This is a genomic window from Paenibacillus sp. Marseille-Q4541 (assembly GCF_018310695.1).
In the GTDB taxonomy this organism is placed as follows: Bacteria; Bacillota; Bacilli; order Paenibacillales; family Paenibacillaceae; genus Paenibacillus.
In genome coordinates this window covers 82,087-107,741 of sequence record NZ_JAGXCY010000014.1, presented here as the reverse complement: position 1 = coordinate 107,741, position 25,655 = coordinate 82,087, and the positions used below count along the sequence as shown (strand labels likewise).

Here is a 25,655-nt window from a genome sequence, read left to right as displayed (position 1 = left end):
TGCTATAAATTGCAAAGATTGTTTCGTATCTAGTTTTCAGGGAGCAATTCCTTGAATACCGCATTTGAAAAAATGCACCGTTTGGTGGCGATAGCGGAGGGGTTCCACACGTACCCATGCCGAACACGACCGTTAAGCCCTCCAGCGCCGATGGTACTTGGACCGCAGGGTCCTGGGAGAGTAGGACGCCGCCAAGCAAAGATGAGACACTACCAGTAGGTAGTGTCTTTTTATATATAATAATGTCATAAAGTAGGTACTCGTCTAATCTTCAGATTGCTTGTATTTCCTTTTCCTCCAATTTATACTTAATAAATTACCTCACGTGCCCCACATACTAGTGTAGATTCATCCAATTTATTATTTAATCTATGTGAAAGATATATGAGAGATTGAAATAATGGTGTATTTTCTCAATATAAATTAGTACCAAGTACTAGTACCTGGTGTTATAATGTGTATATAAAATATGGGAAGGTGATCTTATCGTACATTCAAAAGCAAAAATTACTGCAATCGGTACTTATGTTCCAGAGAAAATTCTGAGTAATGCAGAACTAGAGAAGATCGTGGATACTAATGATGAATGGATTGTACAACGTACAGGGATGCGAGAGCGGCGTATTGCCGCAGAGCATGAATACGTGTCAGACCTAAGCTGCAAAGCAATTGAGGATATGATAAGACGATATCAAATAGATATTAACGATGTGGACATGATTCTTGTAGCTACCAGTACGGCAGAATATACCTTCCCAAGTGCTGCTGCACGAATACAGCACTATTTTAATATACCTCAAACAGGAACGATGGATTTAAGTGCTGCTTGTGCAGGCTTTGTATATGGATTACAACTAGCAGACAGTCTCATTACTAGCGGAATGTATCATAAAATTCTCGTGGTTGGTGCTGAAACCCTGTCAAAGATTACGGATTATACAGATCGAACCACTTGTATTTTATTCGGAGATGGTGCGGGAGCAGTACTTGTGGAGAGAAGTGAAGATGAACCTGGATTCATCGCATCTATTTCAGGGACACAAGGCACTGGTGGGATCCATTTATATAAAACGACCTTTGCTGAACAGATGGAAGGTCAAGACCTTCAGAAGAATGGTCATCTTATCCAGAATGGACGTGAAGTTTACAAATGGGCTGTACGTAACGTTCCGGAAAAAGCAAAAGAGTTAATACTTAAATCAGGGCTAACCTCAGCTGAAATCCAGTGGTTTGTACCCCATAGTGCCAATTTGCGTATGATTGAATCGATTTGTGAAAAGGGACCTGTTCCTTTAGAACGCACGCTGACAAGTGTAGAATATCGTGGGAACACATCTGCAGCTTCTATTCCTCTTGCTATTCAGTTAGCTGTAGACGAGGGACGTGTGAAATATAACGATACGATGCTACTGTTTGGGTTTGGAGGAGGACTAACTTATGCAGGAAGTATTGTGCGTTGGGGAGTCCCTGATGTAACAAATTCATAGGTGAAGATCTCGTCTGGACAAGAGATTTCTTTTATTGGTATTCTTCAGATCATGTGCCAGTAGTGGTAAGGGCACTCCGTGAAGGATATTGATAAAAGTAATATAAGTAAAAAACAGACTTGCTCGTATGCAAGTCTGTTTTTTATTCTCGAAGAAAAACTTACAGATCGTAGTAGGTACTATTTCCTTTCTCTAATTCATATAGAAAATGAAAAATGATAGGTACTATTCCGAAAGGACAGGTGCTTTACGATGCTGAGTTCCTTGTTCATAGCTGTAAGCGAGCTTAATGAGTGTACCTTCATCAAAGGCTCTGCCAAGAAACTCAATTCCTACCGGAAGCCCCTCTGTTGTAAATCCTGCAGGAACTGTAATCGCAGGGAAGCCGGAGAAAGGGCTAAGGCGATTATTACCACCTGCATTTTGAGAATCTCCGATAACGGCTGCTGCTTGTGTTGTTGTTGGATACACAATAGCATCCAGATCATTCTCGGCCATCACTTTTAGTAAAGCTTCTCGGGTTACTTTTGTCCGGTTTAGCACGATATCTTTATACTCTTCTGTTTCTAGTAATTCGCGTGCATTTCTTGATTTCATTGAGGATGCTTGGCTTTGGTCAAATTCACCAGACTCAATAATCTCTGAAAGTGTGTGATAAGGGGCAGCATCGCCAAGCTCGCCTAGATAATCGTTCAATTGGAACTTAAATTCATAGCTACTGAGGCTTGGGAATTTACCTATTTGGTCCAGATTCGGAATTTTGATCTCAACAGCAGATGCACCAAGTGATCTAATATCACTTACCGCTTGATATACGAGTGCAGACACCTCTTTTTCTTCCGCATTGCTACTTGCAAATAATTCAGTGGCTACCCCGATTCGTGCCCCTTGTAGTCCCTTTTCATCAAGATATGAAGTGTAGGATTCAGGAGTACGGCCGACACTATAGGAAGTCGCAAGATCATCTGGATCGTATCCAGTGGTTGCTTCTAGAACCAATGCTGCATCTGCAACAGTACGAGCCATTGGACCTCCTACGTCTTGTGTTAGAGCAAGGGGAATAATACCATCTCTACTGGACAATCCAATGGTTGGCCGAATGCCTACAAGGCTGTTAAAACTGGACGGAATACGGATGGAACCGCCTGTATCCGTACCCATACCTGCAACGGCAAAGTTTGCTGCGATTGCAGCTCCCGTTCCGCCGCTTGATCCACCTGGATAATGATCCAAGGCATATGGATTAAGGGTTTGTCCACCTAAGGAACTGGAGGTCGTAATTCCGAAGGCGAATTCATGCAGATTGGTTTTACCTAAAATGATTGCCCCTGCTGCTTTTAATTTGGCGATCTGATCTGCGTCTTCACTTGGAATGGAGTCTTTAAGGCAAATGCATCCAGCCGATGTTGGCATATCTGAAGTGTCATAATTGTCTTTGACGAGAATAGGAATCCCGTGAAGGGGACCGCGGGGACCGGATGTTTTTCGCTCAGCATCTAGTTGATCGGCTATCTCAAGTGCGCTATCGTTTATTGTAATAATAGAATTGATAGCAGAGCCCTTATCATCATTTTTTTCAATTCGATCAAGGTACATTTGCACCAGTTCGTGGGAGGTTAGTTTTCCTTGTTCCATCGCTTTTTGAATACTTCTAATCGTAGCTTCTTCAATCTCAAAAGGTTGTATGTAAGCTAAAATCCGTTCAGATATTAGATCTATGTCACTTTGGGTCAATGGGGATTTAGGGAAAAACAGTTCCTTACTGTACCCATTCATAATACCGGCTTGATAAACAGCACTAATTGCCGATGTATAGGCGTGCTTTTCAGGTACATCTTTGAATGAATTAGAGGATACAGGTAGAGATAACCATTCTTGAATTGCCTTGGCTGCAGTTTGTCTTTGTAGCATAGTACCTTCAGGTTTGGCCATTGTAAAAGGAATTCCTGCGATTTCCGCAGTTTTTTTCATGGATTCATAGAAATAATCTACGGTAACTTTGGTTTGGACAGAAGTTGATGTAGCTGTCTTACTGCTATCTGCTTTGGAGGGGGATGCGAATAGTTCTGAAGAAGAGGAGAAAAGTGATGCTGAAATAAGTGCGGTAGTAAGGAAAGTCTGACCCGCTTTTTTCCACAGAGAAGATGGCTGACGATTCATAAGTGAATTCACTCCTTTAAAGTTGTAGAGGAAAAATAAGTTAAACGAATCATAATTTATGTTAGGTAATCTTACAAATTAGCAAAATACTAATTAAAACGATTACATATGTTATTTTCTCGGTATATCTTTCTTTTTCATTGAATTACTTTGTGATTTAAAATAGACATGGAAATAACGAAAACTAAATAACAATAATATTAATGTGATAATATATAACATCAATATCGTTTATAGCATTTTCTCATCACTTTACGTGAATGTTATAATAGAGATATTGCAGAAAGGGGAGAGTTATGAAAGTACTCGTATTAGCAGAAAAACCCTCGGTAGCACGTGAGATTGCACGCGTCATGGGAAGCCGTGAAAAACATAAAAGTTATTTTGAAGGACCGCAGTATGTGGTGACTTGGGCTTTGGGACATTTGGTAGGTCTTGCGGAGCCGGAGGACTATGATCATAAATATGCGACATGGAACCTAGAAGATTTGCCGATTCTACCGAAACAAACGAAACTTAAGGTGCTTCGGGAAACGAACCATCAGTATAAAGCTGTGCAGCAGCTAATGAAAAGACAGGATATTAAAGAACTTATTATAGCTACAGATGCGGCGAGAGAAGGGGAACTTCTTGCTCGTTGGATTATTCAGATGGCGCATTTTAAGAAGCCTTTTAAACGTCTTTGGATTTCTTCACAGACAGATAAAGCGATAAAAGAAGGTTTTGCTAATCTGAAACCAGGACATCAGTTTGATCGATTGTATGAATCGGCTCGCTGCCGTGCAGAAGCTGACTGGATGGTGGGACTAAATGTAACAAGAGCTCTTACCGTGAAGTATGGTGCTCAGTTATCTGCCGGTCGGGTTCAAACACCGACGCTCGGAATGATTATGGATCGTGAAAAGGAAATTATGAATTTCCGTTCTGAAGAGTACGATACAATTGCTGCTGATTTTGGAAGTTTTCAAGCAATGTGGCGTGCTCCTCAAGGAGACGCTCGTATTTTTGACAAAACACGGACGGAAGAATTGAAGCGCAAATTAGATGGTGCATCAGCAAAAGTAATCCAGGTGAAGAAGAGTGAAAAGGTTGAGCCTCATCCTCTCGCTTATGATCTGACGGAACTGCAGCGGGATGCGAATAAAAGATACGGATTCTCGGCAAAAGAGACCTCAAATCTTCTTCAGCGTTTGTATGAACAGCATAAGCTGGTCACCTACCCTCGGACAGATAGCCGATATTTGACGAGTGACATGACAGGTACACTTAAAGAACGGCTAGAGAGTGTGGCGGTGGGACCTTATAGCGCTCTAGCTCGTCCATTACTACGTAAGTCGCTTCCTATTACGAAACGCATAGTGGATGACAGTAAAGTAAGCGACCACCATGCGATTATACCTACGGAGCAGACGGTGCTATTAAATGGACTATCTACCGACGAGCGTAAGTTATATGACCTTATCGTGAGAAGATTCATTAGTTTGTTCTATCCTCCTGCAAGATATGATGCAGTCCAGGTGAAGTTAGAAGTGGAAAAAGAAACGCTTGCAGTTAAAGGAACGACCGTAAAGGATCACGGCTGGCGTGAAGTATACGGAGCAGAGGGGTACGAGGACGACGGGGATTCAGAAGATGAGTCTCACGATGCAAAATCAGGTGGTCAGCAGCTTCCTGAACTTCGTGAAGGTGAAACTTTCAAAATCCAGCGGTGTATTGTGAAACCAGGCAGAACACTCCCACCTAAACGGTATAATGAAGCTGCTTTGCTCGGTCAAATGGAGAAGCATGGGCTTGGGACCCCGGCTACTCGTGCGGACATTATTGAGAAGCTCGTGAGTTCAGATACCATCGAGCGTCAAGGGAATGTGATGCATCCAACAGGCAAAGGAAAACAGCTAATTGAACTGGCTGCTCCGCAGCTGCGTACTCCGGAGCTCACTGCGAAATGGGAAGCTGAGCTTGAGCGTATTGCCAAGGGGCAAGGTCAGCCTGAACCATTTTTGAATGGAATCCGTACGATGGCAGGCGAGCTGGTGCGCAGTGTGAAGAACAGTACAACGGAATACAAACCGCATAATGTTTCGAATAGCCATTGTCCAGATTGCGGTACACGATTACTCGAGAAGAAATCGAAACGTGGAAAATTTCTAGTATGTCCTTCTGGTGATTGTGGTTACAAACGCTCTGCAGAAAAAAAACTTTCGAATCGTCGTTGTCCACAGTGTCATAAGAAGATGGAACTCAAGGAAGGTAAGGCAGGTCTGTATGTTCAATGCTTACCTTGCGGGATCACGGAAACGGTAGATAAGGACAAACAACGTGTAAATAAACGTGAACAACAAAAGCTGGTGAAGCAATTCGAGAAAAAGGAATCGATTGGTTCTAATCTTGGAGATTTGCTGAAAGCAGCAATGGAGCAGAAGGAAGGGAAGTAATCTAGTCAGCAGAGCACCGCGGGCTATAGCATGTAAATATTCCTTCGCATAATGAAATGGCAGGATGGCAACCTATTCTTCAGGGGGTGAGCCACAAATGCCGCATAACAAACCGCAGAAAATTAAAAACCAGCAAAACAAGTCGAGTATCCTTGAAGAAAGCAAGACACTTCGGCCGGCTAAAGCTGCTGAGTATCCGCCGAGCTTGAACGGGATTCCAAAACAGGAGTCTTAAACACTTGGTAAGGGGAGCGAAATTTTTAATTTTACCGTATAATGTTTGAATATAGGTAGAGTAAGAACAGGCGCCTTTCCGAAAGGTGCCTGTTCTTTTCTAATTGTGAGGCCCGTGTGTATAGAAATGCGGGGGCTACGTTACAATAAGATAAGCAACAATAAATTCGTGTTACTTCATGACTAAAAATGGAGATCCATATCATCGAACAATTCTGAATACATATCTTTACTCTTCCCTTAAAGACCTTCTTATACAGTGAGTGTATTCATTGCTTCCATGTTCTAGCGAACGGTATAATAGGAGATGGGGCTTGCTAACAACAAGCGATGAAAGGGGCTGTCTGTATGAGAGAGGGAATCATGGTATGGTTTGTTTTTATTAATGTGGTAGCCTACCTGGTGATGTCTGAAGATAAAAGAAGAGCCCAGAAGAGAAGAGACAGGGTGCCGGAGAAAACATTGTTTTTGCTTGCTACAATTGGTGGTTCACTCGGCATTCTCATAGCGATGTACCGTAAGCGTCATAAAACGAAGCATGCCAGTTTTACAATCGGTGTTCCTGTTCTTTTGTTTGTTAATGCGGTACTTTATGGATATTTTTTAAGTTAGGTATTTAAAATGATTCAATCGTTCAAGAGAGTGGTTAATAAACAGTACATACAGAAAGGTGGCGGTTCCTCATGTCGTTTTCTAAAATTCTACTAGCCTATGACGGCTCCGAGGTAGCAAATAAAGCACTTGAAAAGGCAGTGCAGTTAACGAATATGTCAGAGAATTCCGTTCTTGAAGTACTGCATGTTTATGATTTCCCAAGAGTATTTATTGGCGAGGGGCTTGCACCTATTCCTCCTTCGGTTAACAATGAAGTGTACGAACTTGCCGAGCAAACGGTAGAAGAAGCGAAGAAAAGACTGGCTGCTATGGGAGCGGACGCGCAGGTTGAACTCATCCAAGGTTCACCAGTTGACGTTATTGTGGAGTATATTAAACAAAATAACACTGATTTGATTGTCATTGGCAGTCGTGGTCTAAGCGGAATTCGTGAATTTATGCTGGGAAGCGTCAGTCACCGTGTTGCACAAGAAGCAAGTATTCCTGTTTTGATCGTAAAATGAGCTAGGAAAATTAATACAAAATGTTTATCACATACGTAAATAAATTAATCCAAACCAGTATCTTTCATCATAGGTGGAAGTTACTGGTTTTTGTTTTTTGTTTATTAGCAAAAATCACGAACATTACAAATATCAATCTATTGAATGTTCGTCTTTAAGTTGACATCTAGTGTAGGGGATTGTTAAACTATGAGAGGTAAAGCAAGAAGGAATAGGAAAACGTAAATCTCAATGAAAACCATATAAATAACTCGTATAATGCCGGGGATATGGCCCGGAAGTATCTACCTGGAGACCGAAAATTTCCGGACTACGAGGGTATCTGTGCCGTCCGCAGCTAATAGCCGCGGCTTAATGGCTGACGCTTTTCCATGCCCATGAAGGGAAACAGGTATCTTCTGCAAAATGTCCGGAATCCGTGAATTGATCTTCTTCTCAAGGATTTCGGTTTTTATTTTGAATAGAAGTTTGGATCAAAGGGAGAGGATTAGATGTCATTGCAAGTCGGTGTTATTATGGGAAGCAAGTCGGATTGGGAAACCATGGCGCATGCGTGTGAAGTGCTTGAGGAGCTTAACATTCCTTATGAGAAAAAGGTAGTGTCCGCTCATCGTACGCCAGACCTGATGTTTGAATATGCAGAGTCTGCTTATGAGCGCGGGATCAAGGTAATTATTGCTGGAGCAGGGGGAGCTGCGCACTTGCCAGGGATGGTAGCGTCCAAAACGGTTGTGCCTGTCATTGGCGTTCCTGTACAGTCCAAAGCTTTAAATGGGCTTGACTCCTTGTTATCCATCGTACAAATGCCAGGCGGCATTCCTGTTGCTACCGTAGCAATAGGGAAAGCTGGTGCAGTCAACGCTGGACTACTGGCAGCACAGATCATTGGCTCTTTTAATCCTGATGTTGCACACCGTATAACGGAAAGAAGAGATCGTATCCGTAATGAAGTGCTTGAAAGCAGTGACACCCTATGATTCGAGACAACGCAAGTACAGCAATTGAAAAGATGAAGGCGAATGATTCAAACGTGAATATCATTAAACCTGGATCCGTCATTGGCGTACTCGGTGGTGGACAGCTTGGACGAATGATGACGTTATCCGGAGCGGCAATGGGATATCGTTTCATTACGTTAGACCCTGCTGAATCATCCCCTTGCGGACAAATTGCTGAGCAGATTGTAGCAGGTTACGGTGACCAGAACGCAGCTCGTGAGCTTGCAAGTCGGTGCGATGTCATCACCTATGAATTCGAAAATGTGGATGCTGATGTAGCAGCCCTTCTTGAAAAAGAATCCTATGTACCCCAAGGTAGTAAATTGTTATATACGACACAGCACAGACTAAGAGAGAAACAAGCTCTCGAAGCAGCGGGTGTTCCTGTTGCTCCCTACCGGGAAGTGAAGAGTGCTGAGGACATGGTTCAGGCAGTGGAAGAACTCGGTGTACCTTGTGTACTGAAGACGGTAACCGGGGGATATGACGGAAAAGGCCAGCGTGTGATTCGCGAGAAGCAAGCAGCACTTACAGCATATGAAGAACTTGGAGGCAGCACTACGGAACTCGTACTCGAGCAATTCATTTCTTTTACTTGTGAAATCTCTGTCGTTGCAGCACGCAATCCACAAGGGGAGAAAAGAACGTTCCCTCCGGCAGAAAACATACATGTGAACAATATTCTTCATACATCGATTGTACCTGCAAGAGTATCTTCTGAACTTCAACTCGAAGCACAGCATCTGGCTTCACAGATTGCCGAATCGCTACAGGTTGTAGGACTGCTTGCCGTAGAGATGTTTGTGACGGGGGAAGGGCAACTATACATTAATGAGCTGGCCCCACGTCCTCATAACTCAGGTCACTACACGATGGAAGCTTGTACGACTACTCAATTTGAGCAGCATGTAAGAGCGATTTGCGGTCTTCCTCTTGCGGACACCACATTACTATGTCCAGTTGTTATGGTCAATGTACTGGGTGAACATATGGAAGAGGTAACGACTCGTTTGTCTAGTCCAGACCCGCTGGCGGAAGAACTCGGCATTGTTGCAAAACTTCATTTGTATGGAAAAGACGAAGCTAAGATAGGCCGTAAAATGGGGCATATTAATCTTTTATGTCACGATGTGCAGCATGCACTGATGTGGGTTGAGAAAACAAATATTTGGAGGAATCAAAATTTATGATTGAACGCTATAGCAGACCCGAAATGAGGGACATTTGGACCGAAGAAAATAAATTCAAAGCTTGGTTAGAAGTTGAAATTTGTGCTTGTGAAGCTTGGGTAGAACTTGGAGTGATTCCAAAAGAAGACGCAGCACTGCTTCGGAAAAATGCAAGCTTTGATATCGATCGTATCTATGAGATTGAGAAGGAAACTCGCCATGATGTCATCGCATTTACTCGTACTGTATCGGAAAGTTTGGGTGAAGAGCGTAAATGGGTACATTATGGCCTGACTTCTACTGACGTAGTAGATACTGCGAATGGTTACCTGCTTCGTCAAGCGAATGAAATTTTGGAGAAAGATATCCTGAATTTCATTGAAATTTTGAAAGATAAAGCAATCCAGTATAAACATACGCCAATGATGGGACGTACTCATGGCGTTCATGCAGAACCGACTACATTTGGTCTGAAGATGGCACTATGGCATGAGGAAATGAAGCGTAATCTGGAACGTTTCCGCCGTGCAGCAGACAATGTTCAATACGGTAAAATTTCCGGTGCGGTTGGAACTTACGCGAATATTGATCCTTTTGTTGAAGAGTTTGTATGTAAAAAGCTCGGAACGAAGGCAGCTCCAATCTCCACACAAACATTGCAACGTGACCGTCATGCAGAATACATGGCTACTCTTGCTCTGATCGCGACTTCACTCGACAAATTTGCAACCGAAGTACGTGCGCTTCAGAAGAGTGAATTCCGTGAAGTGGAAGAAGCTTTTGCAAAAGGACAAAAGGGATCATCGGCAATGCCGCATAAACGTAACCCAATCGGCAGCGAAAATATTTCTGGTTTGTCTCGTGTGATCCGTGGACATATGCTTACTGCATATGAGAACGTAACGCTCTGGCATGAGCGTGATATCTCACATTCTTCCGCTGAGCGTGTCATCTTGCCAGACGCAACGATGCTGCTGAACTATATGCTGAACCGTTTCGGTAACATTGTGAAGAACCTGACGGTATTCCCGGAAAACATGAAACGCAACATGGCAAGAACGTATGGTGTTCCTTTCTCCGGCCGTATTATGACGAAACTAATAGATAAAGGATTCAGCCGTGAGCAAGCATACGATACGGTTCAACCTCGTGCTATGGAAGCGTGGGAAACACAGCGTCAGTTCCGTGACATTGTAGAATCCACTCCGGAGATTACTGAAGCACTGAGTGCAGATGAAATCGAAGATGCTTTTAATCCGGCATGGCATTTGAAGCATGTAGACACGATCTTTGCTAAGCTGGGCCTGAACGAATAGGATCTTGTGAAATAGAGGAGCAAGAATGTACTAGGCAGTAACATGTAACGAAATTTGTAATCTGCCTTGGCATTGAAAAAGTGCCAAGGCAGGTCCATTTTTTAAATATGAAGTTGTGGAGTGATTCAAGCTATGGCACTGTCTACCGCGGTAGAACTCATCAGCGTACCACTGTTATACAAAGGTAAAGTTCGCGAATTGTATGATCTAGGCGAACACTATCTGATTGTTGTAACGGATCGTATTTCCGCTTTTGATTATGTACTTACGCCGGATGTTCCCGAGAAAGGGAATGTTCTGAACCGTCTTAGTGCATTCTGGTTTGATCAGACAAAAGAATGGATGGAGAACCACGTCGTTCACACGGATGTAGATTTGCTTGGTGATGTGGTCAAAGATAAAGAACAGTTGAAAGATCGCGTCATGGTTACACGTAAGGCAGAACGTATCGATATCGAGTGTGTAGTTCGTGGCTATATTACGGGCGGCGGCTGGAGACAATACGAGGCTTCTGGAACCGTCAATGGTATTGAGCTTCCGAAAGGTCTGCGTAAGAACTCCAAGCTGGAACACCCCATTTTTACCCCAGCAGCCAAAAATGATGTTGGTCATGACGAGGATATCTCGATGGCTCAGATGGAAGAGATCGTAGGGAAAGAGCTAGCTCAAGAGCTTAAAGCAAAAAGCCTTCAACTCTATGAGTATGCAAGAGATTATTGCGAGAAACGAGGCATTATTTTGGCAGATTGTAAGTTTGAATTCGGAATGGTAGACGGAAATGTGATTCTCATCGATGAGATTTTCACACCAGACGCCTCCAGATTCTGGGCCAAAGAAAATTATGCACTGGATGTAGAAATAGACAGCATGGATAAAGAACCTGTTAGAACGTATCTGGCCTCCACCGATTGGGACAAAAACAGTCAGCCAGATCCACTTCCGCAGCAGGTCGTTGAAGCAACATCAGCACGTTATAAGGATATTATGAAGCGACTGACAATGTAGGTAAAACACGTCCTTTTACTTCATCCCATAAATCATTAAGCTAAGAAGTTTTTAATAGCATAGCCAATTAGAAAGATTTCAAATAGATAGAGCCATGTTTTTAAATAATGATAGATTCAAAAAAGAAAGATTCATAGCATGATAGATTTAACACAATTAAATATCATCACAGTAAAACCGCAAGCCTTTGACTATTACCAAAATCTTTTACCATTCCTTAGGAGGAACTTCCGATTATGATAAAAGCTACTGTATACGTGACTATCAAACAAAGCGTGCTTGATCCGCAAGGCGTTGCTGTGCAAGGTGCACTGCATTCGATGGGTTTTGCAGAAGTGGAAAGTGCAAGAATCGGTAAATACCTTGAGCTCACACTAGACACAAGTGATAAGAAGGAAGCAGAAGAACGCGTGAAAGTGATGTGTGAAAAACTACTCGCCAACACGGTTGTAGAAGACTATCGCTTTGAATTGGAGGTTTAATCCATGAAATTTGCAGTTCTCGTCTTTCCAGGCTCCAACTGTGATATCGACTGCTTCAAAGCAGTTGAAGATACAGTAGGACAAACTGTCGACTATGTATGGCATACAGCGACAGACTTGTCGGCTTATGATTGCATCATTGTACCCGGTGGTTTTTCTTACGGCGATTATCTAAGATGCGGAGCGATTTCTCGTTTTGCTCCCGTCATGAATGAAGTAGCTAAGGCAGCAGAACAAGGCAAATATATCATCGGAATCTGCAATGGGTTCCAAATCCTCACGGAAGCAGGTCTCCTTCCAGGTGCACTGCTCCGCAACGAAGGTATGAAGTTCATTTGTCAGGACTCGGTATTAAAAGTGGAAAATAACAATACTCCGTTTACTCGCGAATATGTGGCAGGCGAAGAAATCGTCATTCCAATCGCTCACGGAGAAGGCAACTATTACTGTGATGAAGAGACACTGGCTGAAATTACAGCAAATAACCAGATCGTCTTTACTTATAAAAATAATCCTAACGGATCTTTAAATAACATTGCCGGTGTCAGCAATAAAACCGGTAACGTCGTTGGCATGATGCCTCACCCGGAACGTGCCGTGAATGAAGTGCTTGGAACGACGGATGGCAAACGTATGTTTACTTCGATTTTGAACTCCTGGAGGGATCAGCATGACGCAGCAAGTATCCGTTAAAGAACCAACTGCAGCTCAGGTTGCAGAGCATAAACTTTATCAGCAAATGGGCGTTTCGGACAGTGAGTATGATTTGATCGTATCTTTTATGGGTCGTCAGCCCAATTACACGGAAATTGGCGTATTTAGCGTAATGTGGTCTGAGCATTGTGCGTACAAGAACTCCAAACCTCTTCTTCGCCGCTTCCCAACGACGGGAGAACGTGTCCTAATGGGACCGGGTGAAGGAGCAGGGATTGTCGACATTGGCGATAATCAGGCTGTTGTATTTAAAATCGAGAGTCATAACCATCCCTCTGCGGTAGAGCCTTTTCAAGGTGCGGCAACGGGAGTCGGCGGCATTATCCGTGATATCTTCTCCATGGGAGCAAGACCGATTGCGACACTGAATTCCCTTCGTTTCGGGAAACTCGAGAGTGACCGCGTGAAATACCTGTTTGAGCATGTTGTATCCGGTATCGCTGGTTATGGAAACTGTATCGGGATTCCAACCGTCGGCGGCGAAGTCATGTTCGATGAGAGCTATGATGGGAATCCGCTAGTTAATGCCATGTGTGTCGGACTCATTGACCATGATAAAATCCAGCGTGGTGTTGCAAAAGGTGTAGGAAATCCTGTGTTCTACGTAGGACCTCCAACCGGGCGTGATGGAATTCATGGTGCAACATTCGCTTCAGTAGAACTTACAGAAGAATCCGAATCCAAACGTACAGCGGTTCAGGTCGGCGATCCATTTATGGAAAAGCTCGTAATGGAATCTTGTCTCGAACTGATTGATTCTGGCATCGTTCTTGGTATTCAAGATATGGGTGCAGCAGGACTGACTTGTTCTAGTGCGGAGATGGCAAGTAAAGCAGGAAATGGTCTAGAACTATACCTTGACCAAGTACCGCAACGTGAAGAGGGTATGACCCCTTATGAAATGATGTTATCTGAATCTCAAGAGCGGATGCTCTTCGTGGTTGAACCGAAAGATGAAGCACAAGCGATGGAAATCTTTGAACGTTGGGGCGTTATCTGTGCCAAGGTTGGTAAAGTAACGGATGATGGAAGATTGAAGTTGTATCATCACGGTGAGGTTGTTGGCGACATGCCGGTTACGGCACTCGTTGACGAATGTCCGGTATACAACAAACCGTCTTCCGTTCCAGCGTATTATATAGAAAACGGAAAAATCGACACCTTGCGTTATGAAGAAGTGTCGGATCTTACAGGTGCTCTGAAAAAGGTACTGTCATCTCCGACCGTTTCCAGCAAAGCATGGGTGTATAACCAATATGACTATATGGTTCGTACAAGTACAGCCGTTCGTCCAGGTTCAGATGCAGCAGTCGTCACTGTACACGGAACACGTAAAGGTCTTGCAATGACAACAGATTGCAATGGTCGTTATGTATACCTTGATCCAGAAGTAGGCGGCAAAATTGCGGTCAGTGAAGCAGCGCGTAACATTGTATGTTCTGGCGCAGAGCCGCTGGCTATTACAGATAACTTGAATTTTGGTTCTCCAGAGAAACCAGATATTTTCTGGCAAATGGAAAAATCAGTAGACGGTATGGCGGAAGCTTGTAACGTACTTGGAACGCCGGTGATCGGCGGTAACGTAAGTATGTACAATGAAAATGCAAAAGGAGCGATCTATCCGACTCCGGTTGTCGGTATGGTAGGGCTCGTACATGATACGGATCATATTACAACGCAAGGCTTCAAAAACGAGGGCGATGTGATTATCCTGCTCGGAGATACCTTCGCTGAACTCGGCGGAAGTGAGTTCCAATATGCGGTACACGGTTTGACTGAAGGTCGTCCGCCACAGCTGAACCTTACCGTAGAGAAGGCACTACAAGATGCCGTACTTGGAGCGATTCAAAAAGGGCTTGTACAGTCTGCACATGACTTGTCTGAAGGTGGGCTAGCTGTTGCACTCGCAGAAAGCTGTATTAGTGGTGGCAAGGGTGCAAACGTAAGTATGGCTACAGAGCTTCGTAAAGATATTGCTTTGTTTAGTGAAAGTCAGTCTCGTATTTTGCTTACGGCAACGAAAGATAATGCAGAAGCGTTAGTAACATTTATTAAAAACAGCGGAGTTCCTGTACAAGTGATCGGACAAGTAACAGGCAGCAATCTAACAGTGGAGTTGAACGGTACATCAGCTGTGAACGAACCGGTAGCGGTTCTGAAACAGGTCTGGGAGGATGTTATTCCATGTCTGATGAAGTAAGCACTCCGAAGTTCTGGACAGGTGATTATTACAACGAGGGTTCAGGTAAAGAAGGACTTTTCGATAAATTAAAAGAGGAGTGCGGGGTTTTCGGGGTGTACAGACACCCTGAAGCCGCCTCTTTATCCTATTACGGACTTCACGCACTTCAGCATCGTGGAGAAGAAAGTGCCGGCATGTGTGTTAGTGACGGCAATGAGTTCCATTACCACCGCGGGATGGGTCTCGTTAAAGAAGTATTTACGAAAGATCTTATGGCTTCCTTGACAGGGGACATCTCTATTGGTCATGTACGATATTCGACCAGTGGAGACAGCAAACTGACCAATGCACAGCCTCTTGTATTTAAATATCGTGACGGTGATCTCGCTGTCGCTACAAACGGAAATATCGTTAATGCGCCGGAGATCCGTAAGGAACTGGAGCAGAGCGGATCGATTTTTCAGACAACAAGTGACACCGAAGTTATTGCTCATCTAATTGCACGTTCATCCAAGGATTTAATTGAAGCGGCTAAAGATGCTTTCCGCCGAATTGTGGGAGGATATGCATTTCTGATTATGACGAACGACCGTCTTCTTGTGGCTTCTGATCCGCATGGACTTCGTCCTTTGACGATGGGTAAGCTGGGAGATGGATATATTTTCGCTTCCGAGACATGTGCACTGGAGACGATTGGCGCAGAACTGATTCGAGATATTGAGCCTGGTGAAATGCTAATCTTGGATGAAAACGGACTGCATGAAGATCGTTTTGAAGAGAAGAAGCATCGTAAAGCTCTTTGTGCGATGGAATATATCTACTTTGCTCGTCCGGATAGTGACATGAACGGTTCGAATCAGCACTCGGCTAGAAAACGGATGGGTAGCCAAATGGCGATTGAATCCTTCATAGATGCCGATGTGGTGACAGGTGTACCGGATTCTAGTATTTCCGCGGCAATCGGATATGCCGAACAAACCGGCATTCCTTATGAGCTGGGAATGATCAAGAATAAATATACCGGCCGAACGTTTATTCAGCCAAGTCAGGAACTGCGTGAGCAGGGCGTGAAGATGAAGCTGAGTGCGGTACGCCGTGTGGTAGAAGGTAAGCGTGTTGTCATGATTGATGACTCGATCGTACGAGGAACCACATCACGCCGGATCGTAAATATGCTGCGTGATGCAGGGGCGACCGAGGTGCATGTACGGATTACTTCACCTCCGTTTAAAAATCCTTGTTTCTACGGGATTGACACCCCGAACCGGGATGAACTGATTGCATCTAACAAATCGATTGAAGAGATTTGTAAAGAAATCAATGCAGACTCGTTGTCTTTCCTCAGTCCCGAAGGCCTGATTGCCTCGATTCAAGGCAATCATCAAGATGATTATAAAGGTGGCTTATGCCTTGCCTGCTTTGATAATGATTACCCGACGACCCTAAGTTTCAAAGAAGGGGCAAAGGTCGGCTGCGGCTGCTAAGCTAAGCAAGCATGGTGTATGCCCTTGGCGAAGCCAGAGAGAAGCTTCGCACTTGCCGCAGGCGAACAGAGAGATTCAGCGGAGCTACCGCGTGAAGCTCGAAGTCTTTTGCTCAGCTAGGGAAGCCGCCACATTTGCTGAAGGCAAACAGGTGGACTTCCTAGCTGAGCTCTCGCACACAATGATCCGAATGTAAGCCGGTCTGAAAGACCCTTAGCAATCCACAGCACCAACGTAAACATAGCAAGAACACCCAAAACTCCGGTCCGCTAGCAAATTTGCGGGTGTCCAGAGGGGCGTTGCCCCTTTGGGGTCCTCCCTGTCAGGGAGGATTTAGGTGGGTGATTTCCCTTAAAAGGATGGTGTCCAAGTTGTCAGAAGCATATAAGAATGCCGGCGTTGATATCGCGGCAGGCAACGAAGCGGTTGAAAAGATGAAAAAACACGTGAAGCGTACATTCCGCCCGGAAGTGATGACTGATCTCGGTGGATTTGGCGCTTTGTTTGGTTTGAATAAAGACAAATACGATGAGCCGGTATTGGTATCGGGTACAGATGGCGTGGGAACCAAACTCAAAATTGCATTCGCTATGGATCGTCATGACACCATTGGTATTGATGCAGTGGCTATGTGTGTAAACGACGTTGTTGTTCAGGGAGCCGAACCCCTTTTCTTCCTCGACTATCTTGCTTGTGACAAAGTGGTTCCAGATAAAATTGAAGCGATCGTAGCTGGTATTGCCGAAGGCTGCCATCAATCGGGCGCAGCACTTATCGGTGGTGAAACCGCTGAAATGCCAGGTATGTACAGTGAAGGCGAATATGATATTGCTGGGTTTACAGTAGGTATCGTTGATAAAGCCAAAATCATCAACGGAAGTACGATTGCTCCTGGGGATACCGTAATTGGCGTTGCTTCGAGTGGAGTTCATAGCAATGGATTCTCTCTCGTACGTAAGCTGCTCTTAGAGCAAGCGGGATATAGTCTTCATGATGAGGTAGCTGAACTTGGCGGTAAGCTCGGAGATGAGCTTTTGAAGCCAACCAAAGTGTACGTGAAACCGATTCTTGCCCTTTTGGATGAAGTGAAAGTGAAAGGGATGGCTCATATTACGGGTGGTGGATTTATCGAAAATATTCCGCGGATGCTTCCAGTAAACGTGAATGTAGAGATTCACCATGGTTCATGGCCGATCTTGCCTATCTTTGAACTGATGCAAGATAAAGGCAGCATCTCAAACAAAGATATGTTCACTACCTTCAATATGGGTATTGGGATGGTTATTGTAGTTGGCGAGGCAGATGCAGAAAAAACACTCGAAACATTGCGTGCAAACGGAGAAGAAGCCTATACGATTGGCCAGGTAACGGAAGGAAACCAAGTCGTAACCTTTACTGGAGCGGATGTATAATGTCCAGCTTCCGTATTGCGGTATTCGCTTCCGGGCAAGGAAGCAACTTTCAGGCTTTGGTGGAAGCTGCATCAAACGGCAAGCTTGGGGGCTCTATCGAACTGCTTGTCAGTGATAAACCACAGGCTCCAGTTGTACAAAAAGCGCAGTCTGCCGGTATCCAGTGTCATTTGTTCCAGCCGAAAGAATATCCTTCGCGTGAGGCATACGAGCAGGAAATCGTCGAAAAGCTGAACAACCTTAAGATTGATCTTATTGTGCTTGCAGGTTATATGCGATTACTGACTCCTGTCATTGTCGAGGCATATGCAGGGAGATTGATCAATATTCATCCTTCTCTTTTGCCTGCTTTTCCAGGTAAAAACGCGATCGGACAAGCTTTGGACTATGGAGTAACCCTTACGGGAATAACCGTACATTTTGTGGATGGCGGAATGGATACGGGGCCAATTATTGCACAGCGTGCAGTTGAGATCTCAGCTAGTGACACTCCAGAAACGCTCAGTGAATCCATTCATGAACTGGAACAACAGTTATATCCTGGAGTTGTTTCTTGGTTTGCAAAAGGCCTTGTGAAGTTGGAAGGACGAAAAGTTACGATTGATGCCAAAGTATGCCGTGAAAATACAGGGTTTATGAGCGAGAATTGAGACATTCCAACATTTTGTGCCATCCGGCAAACAGAAGTAGCATGATGTGATATTTCTCGGGAAATAAACTAAGTTTCGACGTCAGTTTTTTAGAACGACAGCAAACTTTTAAATACGGTTTGAATGATTCTAATCAAGCAGTTTTACGGAAGTAAGTTCAGTTCTATTCTATATGGGGACACATAAGAGGAGGAGCTTCATCGTGAGTATAAAAAGAGCACTCGTTAGCGTTTCAGATAAAACGGGCATCGTGGATTTTTGCCGTGAGCTGTCTAATTTAGGGGTAGAAATTATCTCGACAGGTGGAACTAGCAGCCTGTTGTCGAAAGAAGGTATCCCGGTCATTGGTATTTCCGACGTAACCGGATTCCCAGAGATTATGGATGGACGTGTTAAAACACTTCACCCTGCCGTACACAGTGGACTTCTCGCAGTCAGAGACAACGCTGAGCATCAGCAGCAAATGAAAGATCTAGGTCTTGATTACATCGATCTGGTTGTCGTAAATCTCTATCCTTTCCAAGAAACGATTGCGAAGCCAGATGTCTCTTACGAAGATGCGATTGAAAACATTGATATCGGTGGCCCAACGATGCTTCGTTCGGCTGCGAAAAACCATGCGTTTGTCAGTGTTGTCGTTGATGCGAATGATTATAGTCAGGTTCTGACTGAAGTTCGTGAACAAGGAGACACTTCTCTTGCAACTCGTAAACAGCTGGCGGCTAAAGTGTTCCGTCATACGGCGGCTTACGATGCTCTTATTTCCGATTACCTGTCTAATGTGAACGGCGATCCACTTCCAGAGCGTTATACTGTCACTTATGAGAAGATTCAAGATCTTCGTTACGGAGAAAATCCTCATCAGCAGGCTGCATTTTATCGTAAACCGCTTGCTCCACAAGGTACGCTTACAACTGCAGAGCAGATTCATGGTAAAGAGCTTTCCTACAACAACATCAATGATGCTAACGCAGCACTTCAAATCGTAAAAGAATTCGAAGAACCGGCTGTTGTGGCAGTTAAGCATATGAACCCTTGTGGCGTTGGTACGGGCGAAAGTATTTATCAAGCTTACATGAAAGCATACACAGCAGATCCAACTTCTATCTTTGGAGGTATTGTTGCCGCGAACCGAATGATCGACAGCGATACTGCAGCAAAACTAAGCGAAATCTTCCTTGAGATTGTACTCGCTCCCGATTTTACAGAAGAAGCGCTTGAAATCCTCACGAAAAAGAAAAATATCCGTCTGCTCAAAATGGGGGAACTGTCTTCTGCGAAAGAACGCAGCAGCCAGTTTGTAGTAACGAGTATCGATGGTGGTATGGTGGTTCAGCAAAGTGATGTGCATTCAGTGGATGCAGATGATCTGAAAGTGGTAACAGACCGTGCTCCTTCGGAAGAAGAACTGAAACAGCTCTTATTCGGATGGAAAGTAGTTAAGCATGTGAAATCAAATGCTATCGTTCTCGCTGCAGATAATATGACGGTTGGTGTCGGTGCTGGTCAAATGAACCGTGTGGGTGCAGCCAAAATTGCACTGGAACAAGCGGCAGACAAGGCAAAAGGATCTGTACTTGCATCGGATGCATTTTTCCCGATGGGCGATACGGTAGAACTTGCTGCTAAACACGGCATTACAGCGATCATTCAGCCAGGCGGATCTATCAAGGATGAAGAGTCCATTAAGGCAGCAAACGAACATGGAATCGCTATGGTATTTACGGGAGTACGTCATTTCAAACATTAATTTCCTGGAAATAAGGGACAATGATATATTCATTCATCATATAAACAATAGAACAGATTAATGAATTCCCGATAAGAGCGTTATCTGCTCACCATCAAAAAGGGGTTTTTGAACGGAACAGCAGAGCGTGATCTTATCTTTCCTAGGCTGGGAGTGCAAAGCGGAGAGCTTGGCCTCTCAGCCTTTATTATTTTATAGGCATATTAAAGGAGGAACATATGGATATTCTCGTTATTGGTGCTGGTGGGCGTGAGCATGCCATTGTATGGTCTCTATCAAAAAGTGAAAAGGTAAACACCATCTACTGTGCTCCCGGAAACGCAGGGATTGGTCAAATTGCAGAATGTGTTCCGATCGGTGTACACGAATTTGAGAAACTATCCGAGTTTGCACTCCAAAAAGAAGTGGGACTCGTGGTCGTTGGACCTGACGATCCTTTAGCAGACGGAATTGTGGATGTATTTGAAGCGAAGAACATTCCGGTCTTTGGGCCACGTAAAAATGCAGCAGAGATTGAAGGCAGTAAGACGTTTATGAAAGACCTGCTTCGCAAATATCATATCCCTACCGCAGCTTACGAGAAGTTCGATAACTATGAAGCGGCACTGGATTATCTTCGTTCTCGCCCTGTTCCTATCGTCATTAAAGCAGACGGCCTTGCTGCAGGTAAGGGAGTCACCGTAGCTTATACTCGTGAAGAAGCAGAAACAGCACTTCGCAGTATGATGGTGGAGAAAGCTTTTGGTGAGGCAGGTACAAATGTAGTCATTGAGGAGTTCCTTGCAGGTCAGGAAATGTCGATTCTGGCATTCGTCGATGGGGAAACGGTGAGATGTATGCCAGCGGCTCAAGATCATAAACCTGTATTTGACGGAGATAAAGGTCCAAATACGGGGGGGATGGGGACCTATTCTCCACTACCACATATCGATCAGGCTATTATTGATGAGGCAATTGAAACGATTGTTATTCCTACGGCGAAAGCGATGGTGTCGGAGGGACGTCCGTTCCGTGGTATTCTTTTTGCAGGGCTAATGATTTCACCGGATGGTACACCGAAGACAGTTGAATTTAATGCCCGTTTTGGTGACCCGGAGACGCAGGTAGTTCTTCCAAGGTTGAAAACGGATCTGCTCGATATTTTTCTAGCTGCTGTGAACGGTACGCTTGCTGATATCGATATCGAGTGGAGTGATGAAGCAGCGGTGTGCGTCATTCTAGCTTCAGGAGGATATCCAGCTTCCTATCCAAAAGGCATTGTAATCTCCGGGCTTGAACAGGTAGGGGAATCCCTTGTATTCCATGCAGGTACGGCAACGAATGATGCAGGGGAATACGTGACAAACGGAGGACGCGTGCTAGGTGTTGTCGGCCAAGGTTCTTCTATTGAAGCAGCAAGAAACAACGCATATGACGCTGCAAAGCTGATTACGTTCGAAGGAAAACATCAGCGGTCCGATATTGCCGCGAAAGCATTGGTATAGAAGTAGAATATTAGTACACAAAAAGATCAAACAAGAGCGAAGCGGGATACGCTCTTTTTGGTCTTTTTGTCATTCCTCTTTCTTTGTTATTGATGTTATAGAAATTCATAAAATCCTATACACAGGTTATGAACAATTGTTACTTATTCACTGTAAAGTGATGAATAAATAAATGGCTGTAAAAAGTTATCCACATAACATAACCTGAGGTGAAAATAGTAGATCAGCTCTAGTCGGCGCGCATTCAGATCAAATGCAAGCATTTTTATTAAAGTCTTGAATTTAAGATAAAAAAAAGTATGATGAATTCATAGTAATTATCTTAAATTTAAGATAATAATCAGGAACATTATAAATAGTGAAAATGAACGAGTTATTGATCAGAAAACATTTTAATGAAACGAACGAAAAGCACAAATACAAATACAATCAAAAAAATGGAGGGAACGTTATGTTACGGACAGCAGGGATTCACCATATTACCGCTTTTGTCGATGACGCACAGAAAAATATCGACTTCTATGCCGGGGTTCTTGGACTTCGTCTAGTAAAGAAAACAATCAATTTTGATGCTCCTGAAGTGTATCATCTGTATTTTGGAGATGAAAAAGGTTCCCCGGGTACCATTATTACTTTCTTCCCACAAGCAGGTGCACGTAAAGGTGTTGTCGGTGGTGGTCAGACAGGAGTTACTGTTTATGCGATTCCGCCGGGAACGACACCGTTCTGGAAAGAGCGTCTGACTTCCTTTGGGGTACATTTTGAAGAGAAACACCGGTTTGGTGAAACGTATCTTCGTTTTTTGGACAATGCGGGACTAGTTCTGGAACTTGTAGAGCGGGAAGAAGGTCCGCTTAATACTTGGTCTTATAATGGTGTGACAGCTGAAGAAGCCATTAAAGGTTTCGGCGGTGCAGTCCTATACAGTATGGCTCCAGAGCAGACGATGGCAGTTATGGAGAACATACTGGGAATGACGAAAGCGGCAGAAGAACATGATTTTGTACGTTATCAAGGAACTGGAGATTTGGGTAATATGATTGATATCAACCGGAAAGTTATCGCACAAGGCAGAGGCGGAGCAGGTACGGTTCATCACATTGCTTGGCGTGCAAAAGATTATGAGGAACATGAGTTATTACAAAAAAGAGCAGAATTAGCGGGAATGCATCCTACTTCGGTTATTGACCGTCAGTATTTCAATGCTGTTTATTTTAGAGAGCCAGGAGGCATCCTGTTTGAGATTGCTACCGATCCGCCGGGATTTGCTAAGGATGAACCGCAAGAGAAACTGGGCGAAACATTGATGCTTCCATCCTGGTACGAACCGCACCGGGAATTAATCGAACAAAACTTGCCGAACGTAACGGTTCGTGAATTCAAAGGAGGAGCTAAGATATGACAATGAAACATGTATTCCATAAAGGGTCGAATCCAAATTTAGCTACGATATTGCTGCTGCACGGTACAGGAGGAACGGAAACCGATTTAATTCCACTCGCAGATATGGTATCCCCTGGATCCAACATTTTGGGTGTTCGTGGAAATGTGAGTGAACATGGGATGCCGCGTTTCTTCCGCCGTCTGGCAGAAGGCGTATTTGACGAAGAAGATCTCATCTTCCGTACAAAAGAGTTACATGAGTTTGTGAATGAAGCATCGGAGACCTATGACTTTGACCGAAGCAATGTCGTTGCCATCGGATATTCTAACGGTGCTAATATTGCAGGCAGTTTGTTGTTCCATTATGCAGACTCTCTCAAGGGAGCTATTTTGCATCACCCCATGGTGCCTTTGCGTGACAAAGAACTACCTGATCTGTCAGGAGTCCCTGTCTTTATTGCTGCAGGCAAAAATGATCCGATGTGTGCTCCGCAAGAATCGGAAGATCTTCAGCAGCTTCTTGAAGGGGCCGGAGCAAGCGTACAGTTGCACTGGGAAAATAATGGTCATCAGCTGAGCCGTACTGAAGTCGTTTCGGCAGCAGCATGGTTTAAGCAGAACGTTATTTCATAACTACAAGATAAAAAAGTTGTCTCGGGAGCCTGAAGTATAGGGCTATAGAGGCAACTTTTTTAATACATTAATATTTAATTTCTTTAACAAATTAGAGGGGGGATTTAAGATGGTTCTCCTTTTTTACGATATTGCAAAGGGGTTACACCAGACCATTTCTTGAAAACTCTCGTAAAATAACTTTGATCGTTGAAATTCAGCCGAGCACAGATATCAGACAGACTTATGGAGCTGAATTTCAGCATTTTCTGCGCTTCATATACACGTTCACGCTGGATGTAATCCACAATGGACAGTCCTGTTTCTTTCTTAAACCTTGTGGATAAATAGCTTGGTGTAAGGTTAACGTGTCTAGCAAGTCTTTCGAGAGATAAATCTTCAAGCAAATGATTAAATATATAGTAGGTGCACTGGGCAACCTCTTTACTGAACTGCTCGGTTTTACTGTTCTGCACCCGTCTAGCAAACTCAATGATTGTTTCTTTTTGCAGTTGGAAAACGTCCTTCACATTCTGAAGCTCTTCAACTCGTTGTATATAAATATCACTTAACGTATACGCCAGTTCTGGCAAAAGACCGCCCTTCATCGCAGCACGGGTTGCAAGGGTGATGCCGCTGATCGCTAGATTCTTCTGACTGCGCAGATGACTCTTTTTTGATAGGACCGCGTTGTTCGAGAGGTCTAATGAAGAAAGCTGAGCGATTAGGCGACTGACAGATCCTTGCCGAATGGAAGCAAACAGCGATTCTTCTTGGGCAAGCTCATGGTGATAGGTTTCGTGGTCACGGCGCTGCGAAAGCTCTTGCTCAATTTCTTTTTCAATCTCGTCTTCCTCATCCTGCTCTAGAATAGGAGAGACTTGCTGCTTCAGCATGGCTTCGCCATCTAGTCTCTTGTTGTGGACCAGATAGTACATCAGCTCGCCAAGATGCTTCATTGTTTTACGATTCAAGATGGCCATTTGCTTGAAATATTGTTTCCAAGTCTCTAGTTGATATCTTGGAGCACTTACATCATACATCAGACTAACAATGACCTCCTCCGAGTAGGACTCCAGCAAAAAGGGGCCAGCAATGAGCTTGCCAACATAACACGCTTCATCATCTACCAGATACAGAACTACATAGTACTCACCTAATGAAGTTGTTTTAATAACCGGCATCTGTTGGATTTCCTCATCTTGTGTGGCGATCAGGGTTGCCAGCATTTCAGCCGCGTGAGGATGGACAGGCGAAGGTACTTCGCCATAACTTAACTTCTCTTGAATGGCTTCATCTGGTGTGATTAGGAAGATGGGAACATGATATGCATCATGAATTAATTTATTTATTGTGTGAAAATCTTGAATTGTTTTCATTATACTCGCTCCAAAATGAGTGATAAAAAGTAAAAAAAATCAAAAAATAATACCATAAATGTATCTCTCTGTAGTTTATCATAAAGATATCAAAAGAAACAAAGAAGGCGATCAGACTTATATGTAATCGCTTTCTTACTTACACAATACATTTTTCTACAAGCTTTTTATGACTTGAACGGTTCACCATAAATGTGATTC

The 25,655-nt window shown here is 43.9% G+C and carries 21 protein-coding genes, 1 rRNA gene and 1 riboswitch; of the genes, 20 read left to right on the top strand and 2 right to left on the bottom strand.

The window, feature by feature from the left end; genetic code table 11:
* Positions 1 to 80: 80 nt before the first annotated feature.
* A 5S ribosomal RNA gene (gene rrf / locus KFT32_RS15535) occupies positions 81 to 197 on the top strand.
* A gap of 288 nt (positions 198 to 485) precedes the next feature.
* Entirely contained in the window at positions 486 to 1,487 is a 1,002-nt protein-coding gene (locus KFT32_RS15530; RefSeq protein ID WP_211748145.1) for a ketoacyl-ACP synthase III, read from the top strand.
* Positions 1,488 to 1,712: 225 nt separating this feature from the next.
* Here the strand turns inward: KFT32_RS15530 and KFT32_RS15525 are convergent, their stop codons facing one another.
* Positions 1,713 to 3,647, bottom strand: a complete 1,935-nt coding sequence (locus KFT32_RS15525; RefSeq protein WP_211748133.1) for an amidase family protein — start codon at positions 3,645 to 3,647, stop codon at positions 1,713 to 1,715.
* A 296-nt stretch (positions 3,648 to 3,943) separates the two neighbouring features.
* On the opposite strand from KFT32_RS15525, the gene KFT32_RS15520 reads away from it, so the two are divergent.
* From KFT32_RS15520 to KFT32_RS15435, 18 genes are all read left to right on the top strand, one after another.
* Positions 3,944 to 6,082: a DNA topoisomerase III gene (locus KFT32_RS15520; protein ID WP_211748132.1), complete on the top strand. Its 2,139-nt coding sequence runs from the start codon at positions 3,944 to 3,946 to the stop codon at positions 6,080 to 6,082.
* A gap of 97 nt (positions 6,083 to 6,179) precedes the next feature.
* On the top strand, positions 6,180 to 6,317 hold the full coding sequence (locus KFT32_RS15515; RefSeq protein ID WP_211748131.1) for a hypothetical protein: 138 nt from the start codon (positions 6,180 to 6,182) through the stop codon (positions 6,315 to 6,317).
* A gap of 347 nt (positions 6,318 to 6,664) precedes the next feature.
* The gene (locus tag KFT32_RS15510; RefSeq protein ID WP_211748130.1) at positions 6,665 to 6,928 is read left to right on the top strand and encodes a DUF1294 domain-containing protein; all 264 of its coding nucleotides are present in this window, start codon (positions 6,665 to 6,667) and stop codon (positions 6,926 to 6,928) included.
* Positions 6,929 to 6,999: 71 nt separating this feature from the next.
* Entirely contained in the window at positions 7,000 to 7,434 is a 435-nt protein-coding gene (locus tag KFT32_RS15505; RefSeq protein WP_211748129.1) for a universal stress protein, read from the top strand.
* A 231-nt stretch (positions 7,435 to 7,665) separates the two neighbouring features.
* Positions 7,666 to 7,767: riboswitch (purine riboswitch) on the top strand.
* A gap of 158 nt (positions 7,768 to 7,925) precedes the next feature.
* Positions 7,926 to 8,411 carry a 5-(carboxyamino)imidazole ribonucleotide mutase gene (purE, locus tag KFT32_RS15500; RefSeq protein WP_211748128.1) on the top strand — a complete coding sequence of 162 codons (486 nt, stop codon included), beginning with the start codon at positions 7,926 to 7,928 and terminating at the stop codon, positions 8,409 to 8,411.
* A gap of 32 nt (positions 8,412 to 8,443) precedes the next feature.
* A complete protein-coding gene (gene purK / locus KFT32_RS15495; protein ID WP_249435916.1) occupies positions 8,444 to 9,622 on the top strand; it encodes a 5-(carboxyamino)imidazole ribonucleotide synthase in 1,179 nt (392 codons plus the stop codon).
* Positions 9,619 to 10,917 carry an adenylosuccinate lyase gene (purB, locus tag KFT32_RS15490; protein WP_211748126.1) on the top strand — a complete coding sequence of 433 codons (1,299 nt, stop codon included), beginning with the start codon at positions 9,619 to 9,621 and terminating at the stop codon, positions 10,915 to 10,917. Before purK ends, purB begins: the two co-directional genes overlap by 4 nt.
* A 132-nt stretch (positions 10,918 to 11,049) precedes the next feature.
* Positions 11,050 to 11,922, top strand: a complete 873-nt coding sequence (locus KFT32_RS15485; RefSeq protein ID WP_211748125.1) for a phosphoribosylaminoimidazolesuccinocarboxamide synthase — start codon at positions 11,050 to 11,052, stop codon at positions 11,920 to 11,922.
* 236 nt (positions 11,923 to 12,158) lie between these two features.
* On the top strand, positions 12,159 to 12,404 hold the full coding sequence (gene purS, locus KFT32_RS15480) for a phosphoribosylformylglycinamidine synthase subunit PurS (protein ID WP_211748124.1): 246 nt from the start codon (positions 12,159 to 12,161) through the stop codon (positions 12,402 to 12,404).
* A gap of 3 nt (positions 12,405 to 12,407) precedes the next feature.
* A complete protein-coding gene (purQ, locus tag KFT32_RS15475; protein WP_211748123.1) occupies positions 12,408 to 13,097 on the top strand; it encodes a phosphoribosylformylglycinamidine synthase subunit PurQ in 690 nt (229 codons plus the stop codon).
* Positions 13,075 to 15,318 (top strand): phosphoribosylformylglycinamidine synthase subunit PurL, encoded by a 2,244-nt coding sequence (gene purL, locus KFT32_RS15470; RefSeq protein WP_211748122.1) that lies wholly within the window; start codon positions 13,075 to 13,077, stop codon positions 15,316 to 15,318. Before purQ ends, purL begins: the two co-directional genes overlap by 23 nt.
* A complete protein-coding gene (purF, locus tag KFT32_RS15465; protein WP_211748121.1) occupies positions 15,303 to 16,784 on the top strand; it encodes an amidophosphoribosyltransferase in 1,482 nt (493 codons plus the stop codon). The genes purL and purF overlap by 16 nt, the downstream gene beginning before the upstream one ends.
* 371 nt (positions 16,785 to 17,155) lie before the next feature.
* The gene (gene purM / locus KFT32_RS15460; RefSeq protein ID WP_211748144.1) at positions 17,156 to 18,196 is read left to right on the top strand and encodes a phosphoribosylformylglycinamidine cyclo-ligase; all 1,041 of its coding nucleotides are present in this window, start codon (positions 17,156 to 17,158) and stop codon (positions 18,194 to 18,196) included.
* Complete coding sequence (purN, locus tag KFT32_RS15455; RefSeq protein WP_211748120.1) at positions 18,196 to 18,846, top strand: phosphoribosylglycinamide formyltransferase; 651 nt, start codon at positions 18,196 to 18,198, stop codon at positions 18,844 to 18,846. Before purM ends, purN begins: the two co-directional genes overlap by 1 nt.
* A gap of 202 nt (positions 18,847 to 19,048) precedes the next feature.
* On the top strand, positions 19,049 to 20,596 hold the full coding sequence (gene purH, locus KFT32_RS15450; protein ID WP_211748119.1) for a bifunctional phosphoribosylaminoimidazolecarboxamide formyltransferase/IMP cyclohydrolase: 1,548 nt from the start codon (positions 19,049 to 19,051) through the stop codon (positions 20,594 to 20,596).
* A 218-nt stretch (positions 20,597 to 20,814) separates the two neighbouring features.
* The gene (gene purD / locus KFT32_RS15445) at positions 20,815 to 22,080 is read left to right on the top strand and encodes a phosphoribosylamine--glycine ligase (RefSeq protein ID WP_211748118.1); all 1,266 of its coding nucleotides are present in this window, start codon (positions 20,815 to 20,817) and stop codon (positions 22,078 to 22,080) included.
* A gap of 451 nt (positions 22,081 to 22,531) precedes the next feature.
* Positions 22,532 to 23,482, top strand: a complete 951-nt coding sequence (locus KFT32_RS15440; RefSeq protein ID WP_211748117.1) for a ring-cleaving dioxygenase — start codon at positions 22,532 to 22,534, stop codon at positions 23,480 to 23,482.
* 2 nt (positions 23,483 to 23,484) lie between these two features.
* Positions 23,485 to 24,096, top strand: coding sequence for an alpha/beta hydrolase (locus tag KFT32_RS15435; RefSeq protein ID WP_211748143.1), 612 nt, complete (start codon positions 23,485 to 23,487; stop codon positions 24,094 to 24,096).
* A 104-nt stretch (positions 24,097 to 24,200) separates the two neighbouring features.
* Here the strand turns inward: KFT32_RS15435 and KFT32_RS15430 are convergent, their stop codons facing one another.
* On the bottom strand, positions 24,201 to 25,454 hold the full coding sequence (locus KFT32_RS15430; protein ID WP_211748116.1) for a helix-turn-helix domain-containing protein: 1,254 nt from the start codon (positions 25,452 to 25,454) through the stop codon (positions 24,201 to 24,203).
* Between the last annotated feature and the right edge of the window lie 201 nt (positions 25,455 to 25,655).

Excerpts from the sequence above, each read along its gene's own strand:
- purS (WP_211748124.1), top strand. The coding sequence starts at position 12,159 with ATGATAAAAGCTACTGTATACGTGACTATCAAACAAAGCGTGCTTGAT.
- purQ (WP_211748123.1), top strand. The coding sequence starts at position 12,408 with ATGAAATTTGCAGTTCTCGTCTTTCCAGGCTCCAACTGTGATATCGAC.
- purB (WP_211748126.1), top strand. The coding sequence starts at position 9,619 with ATGATTGAACGCTATAGCAGACCCGAAATGAGGGACATTTGGACCGAA.
- purD (WP_211748118.1), top strand. The coding sequence starts at position 20,815 with ATGGATATTCTCGTTATTGGTGCTGGTGGGCGTGAGCATGCCATTGTA.
- KFT32_RS15510 (WP_211748130.1), top strand. The coding sequence starts at position 6,665 with ATGAGAGAGGGAATCATGGTATGGTTTGTTTTTATTAATGTGGTAGCC.
- KFT32_RS15520 (WP_211748132.1), top strand. The coding sequence starts at position 3,944 with ATGAAAGTACTCGTATTAGCAGAAAAACCCTCGGTAGCACGTGAGATT.
- KFT32_RS15430 (WP_211748116.1), bottom strand. The coding sequence starts at position 25,454 with ATGAAAACAATTCAAGATTTTCACACAATAAATAAATTAATTCATGAT.
- KFT32_RS15515 (WP_211748131.1), top strand. The coding sequence starts at position 6,180 with ATGCCGCATAACAAACCGCAGAAAATTAAAAACCAGCAAAACAAGTCG.
- KFT32_RS15435 (WP_211748143.1), top strand. The coding sequence starts at position 23,485 with ATGAAACATGTATTCCATAAAGGGTCGAATCCAAATTTAGCTACGATA.
- purN (WP_211748120.1), top strand. The coding sequence starts at position 18,196 with ATGTCCAGCTTCCGTATTGCGGTATTCGCTTCCGGGCAAGGAAGCAAC.
- KFT32_RS15505 (WP_211748129.1), top strand. The coding sequence starts at position 7,000 with ATGTCGTTTTCTAAAATTCTACTAGCCTATGACGGCTCCGAGGTAGCA.
- purE (WP_211748128.1), top strand. The coding sequence starts at position 7,926 with ATGTCATTGCAAGTCGGTGTTATTATGGGAAGCAAGTCGGATTGGGAA.
- purF (WP_211748121.1), top strand. The coding sequence starts at position 15,303 with ATGTCTGATGAAGTAAGCACTCCGAAGTTCTGGACAGGTGATTATTAC.
- KFT32_RS15485 (WP_211748125.1), top strand. The coding sequence starts at position 11,050 with ATGGCACTGTCTACCGCGGTAGAACTCATCAGCGTACCACTGTTATAC.
- purK (WP_249435916.1), top strand. The coding sequence starts at position 8,444 with ATGAAGGCGAATGATTCAAACGTGAATATCATTAAACCTGGATCCGTC.
- KFT32_RS15440 (WP_211748117.1), top strand. The coding sequence starts at position 22,532 with ATGTTACGGACAGCAGGGATTCACCATATTACCGCTTTTGTCGATGAC.
- purL (WP_211748122.1), top strand. The coding sequence starts at position 13,075 with ATGACGCAGCAAGTATCCGTTAAAGAACCAACTGCAGCTCAGGTTGCA.
- KFT32_RS15525 (WP_211748133.1), bottom strand. The coding sequence starts at position 3,647 with ATGAATCGTCAGCCATCTTCTCTGTGGAAAAAAGCGGGTCAGACTTTC.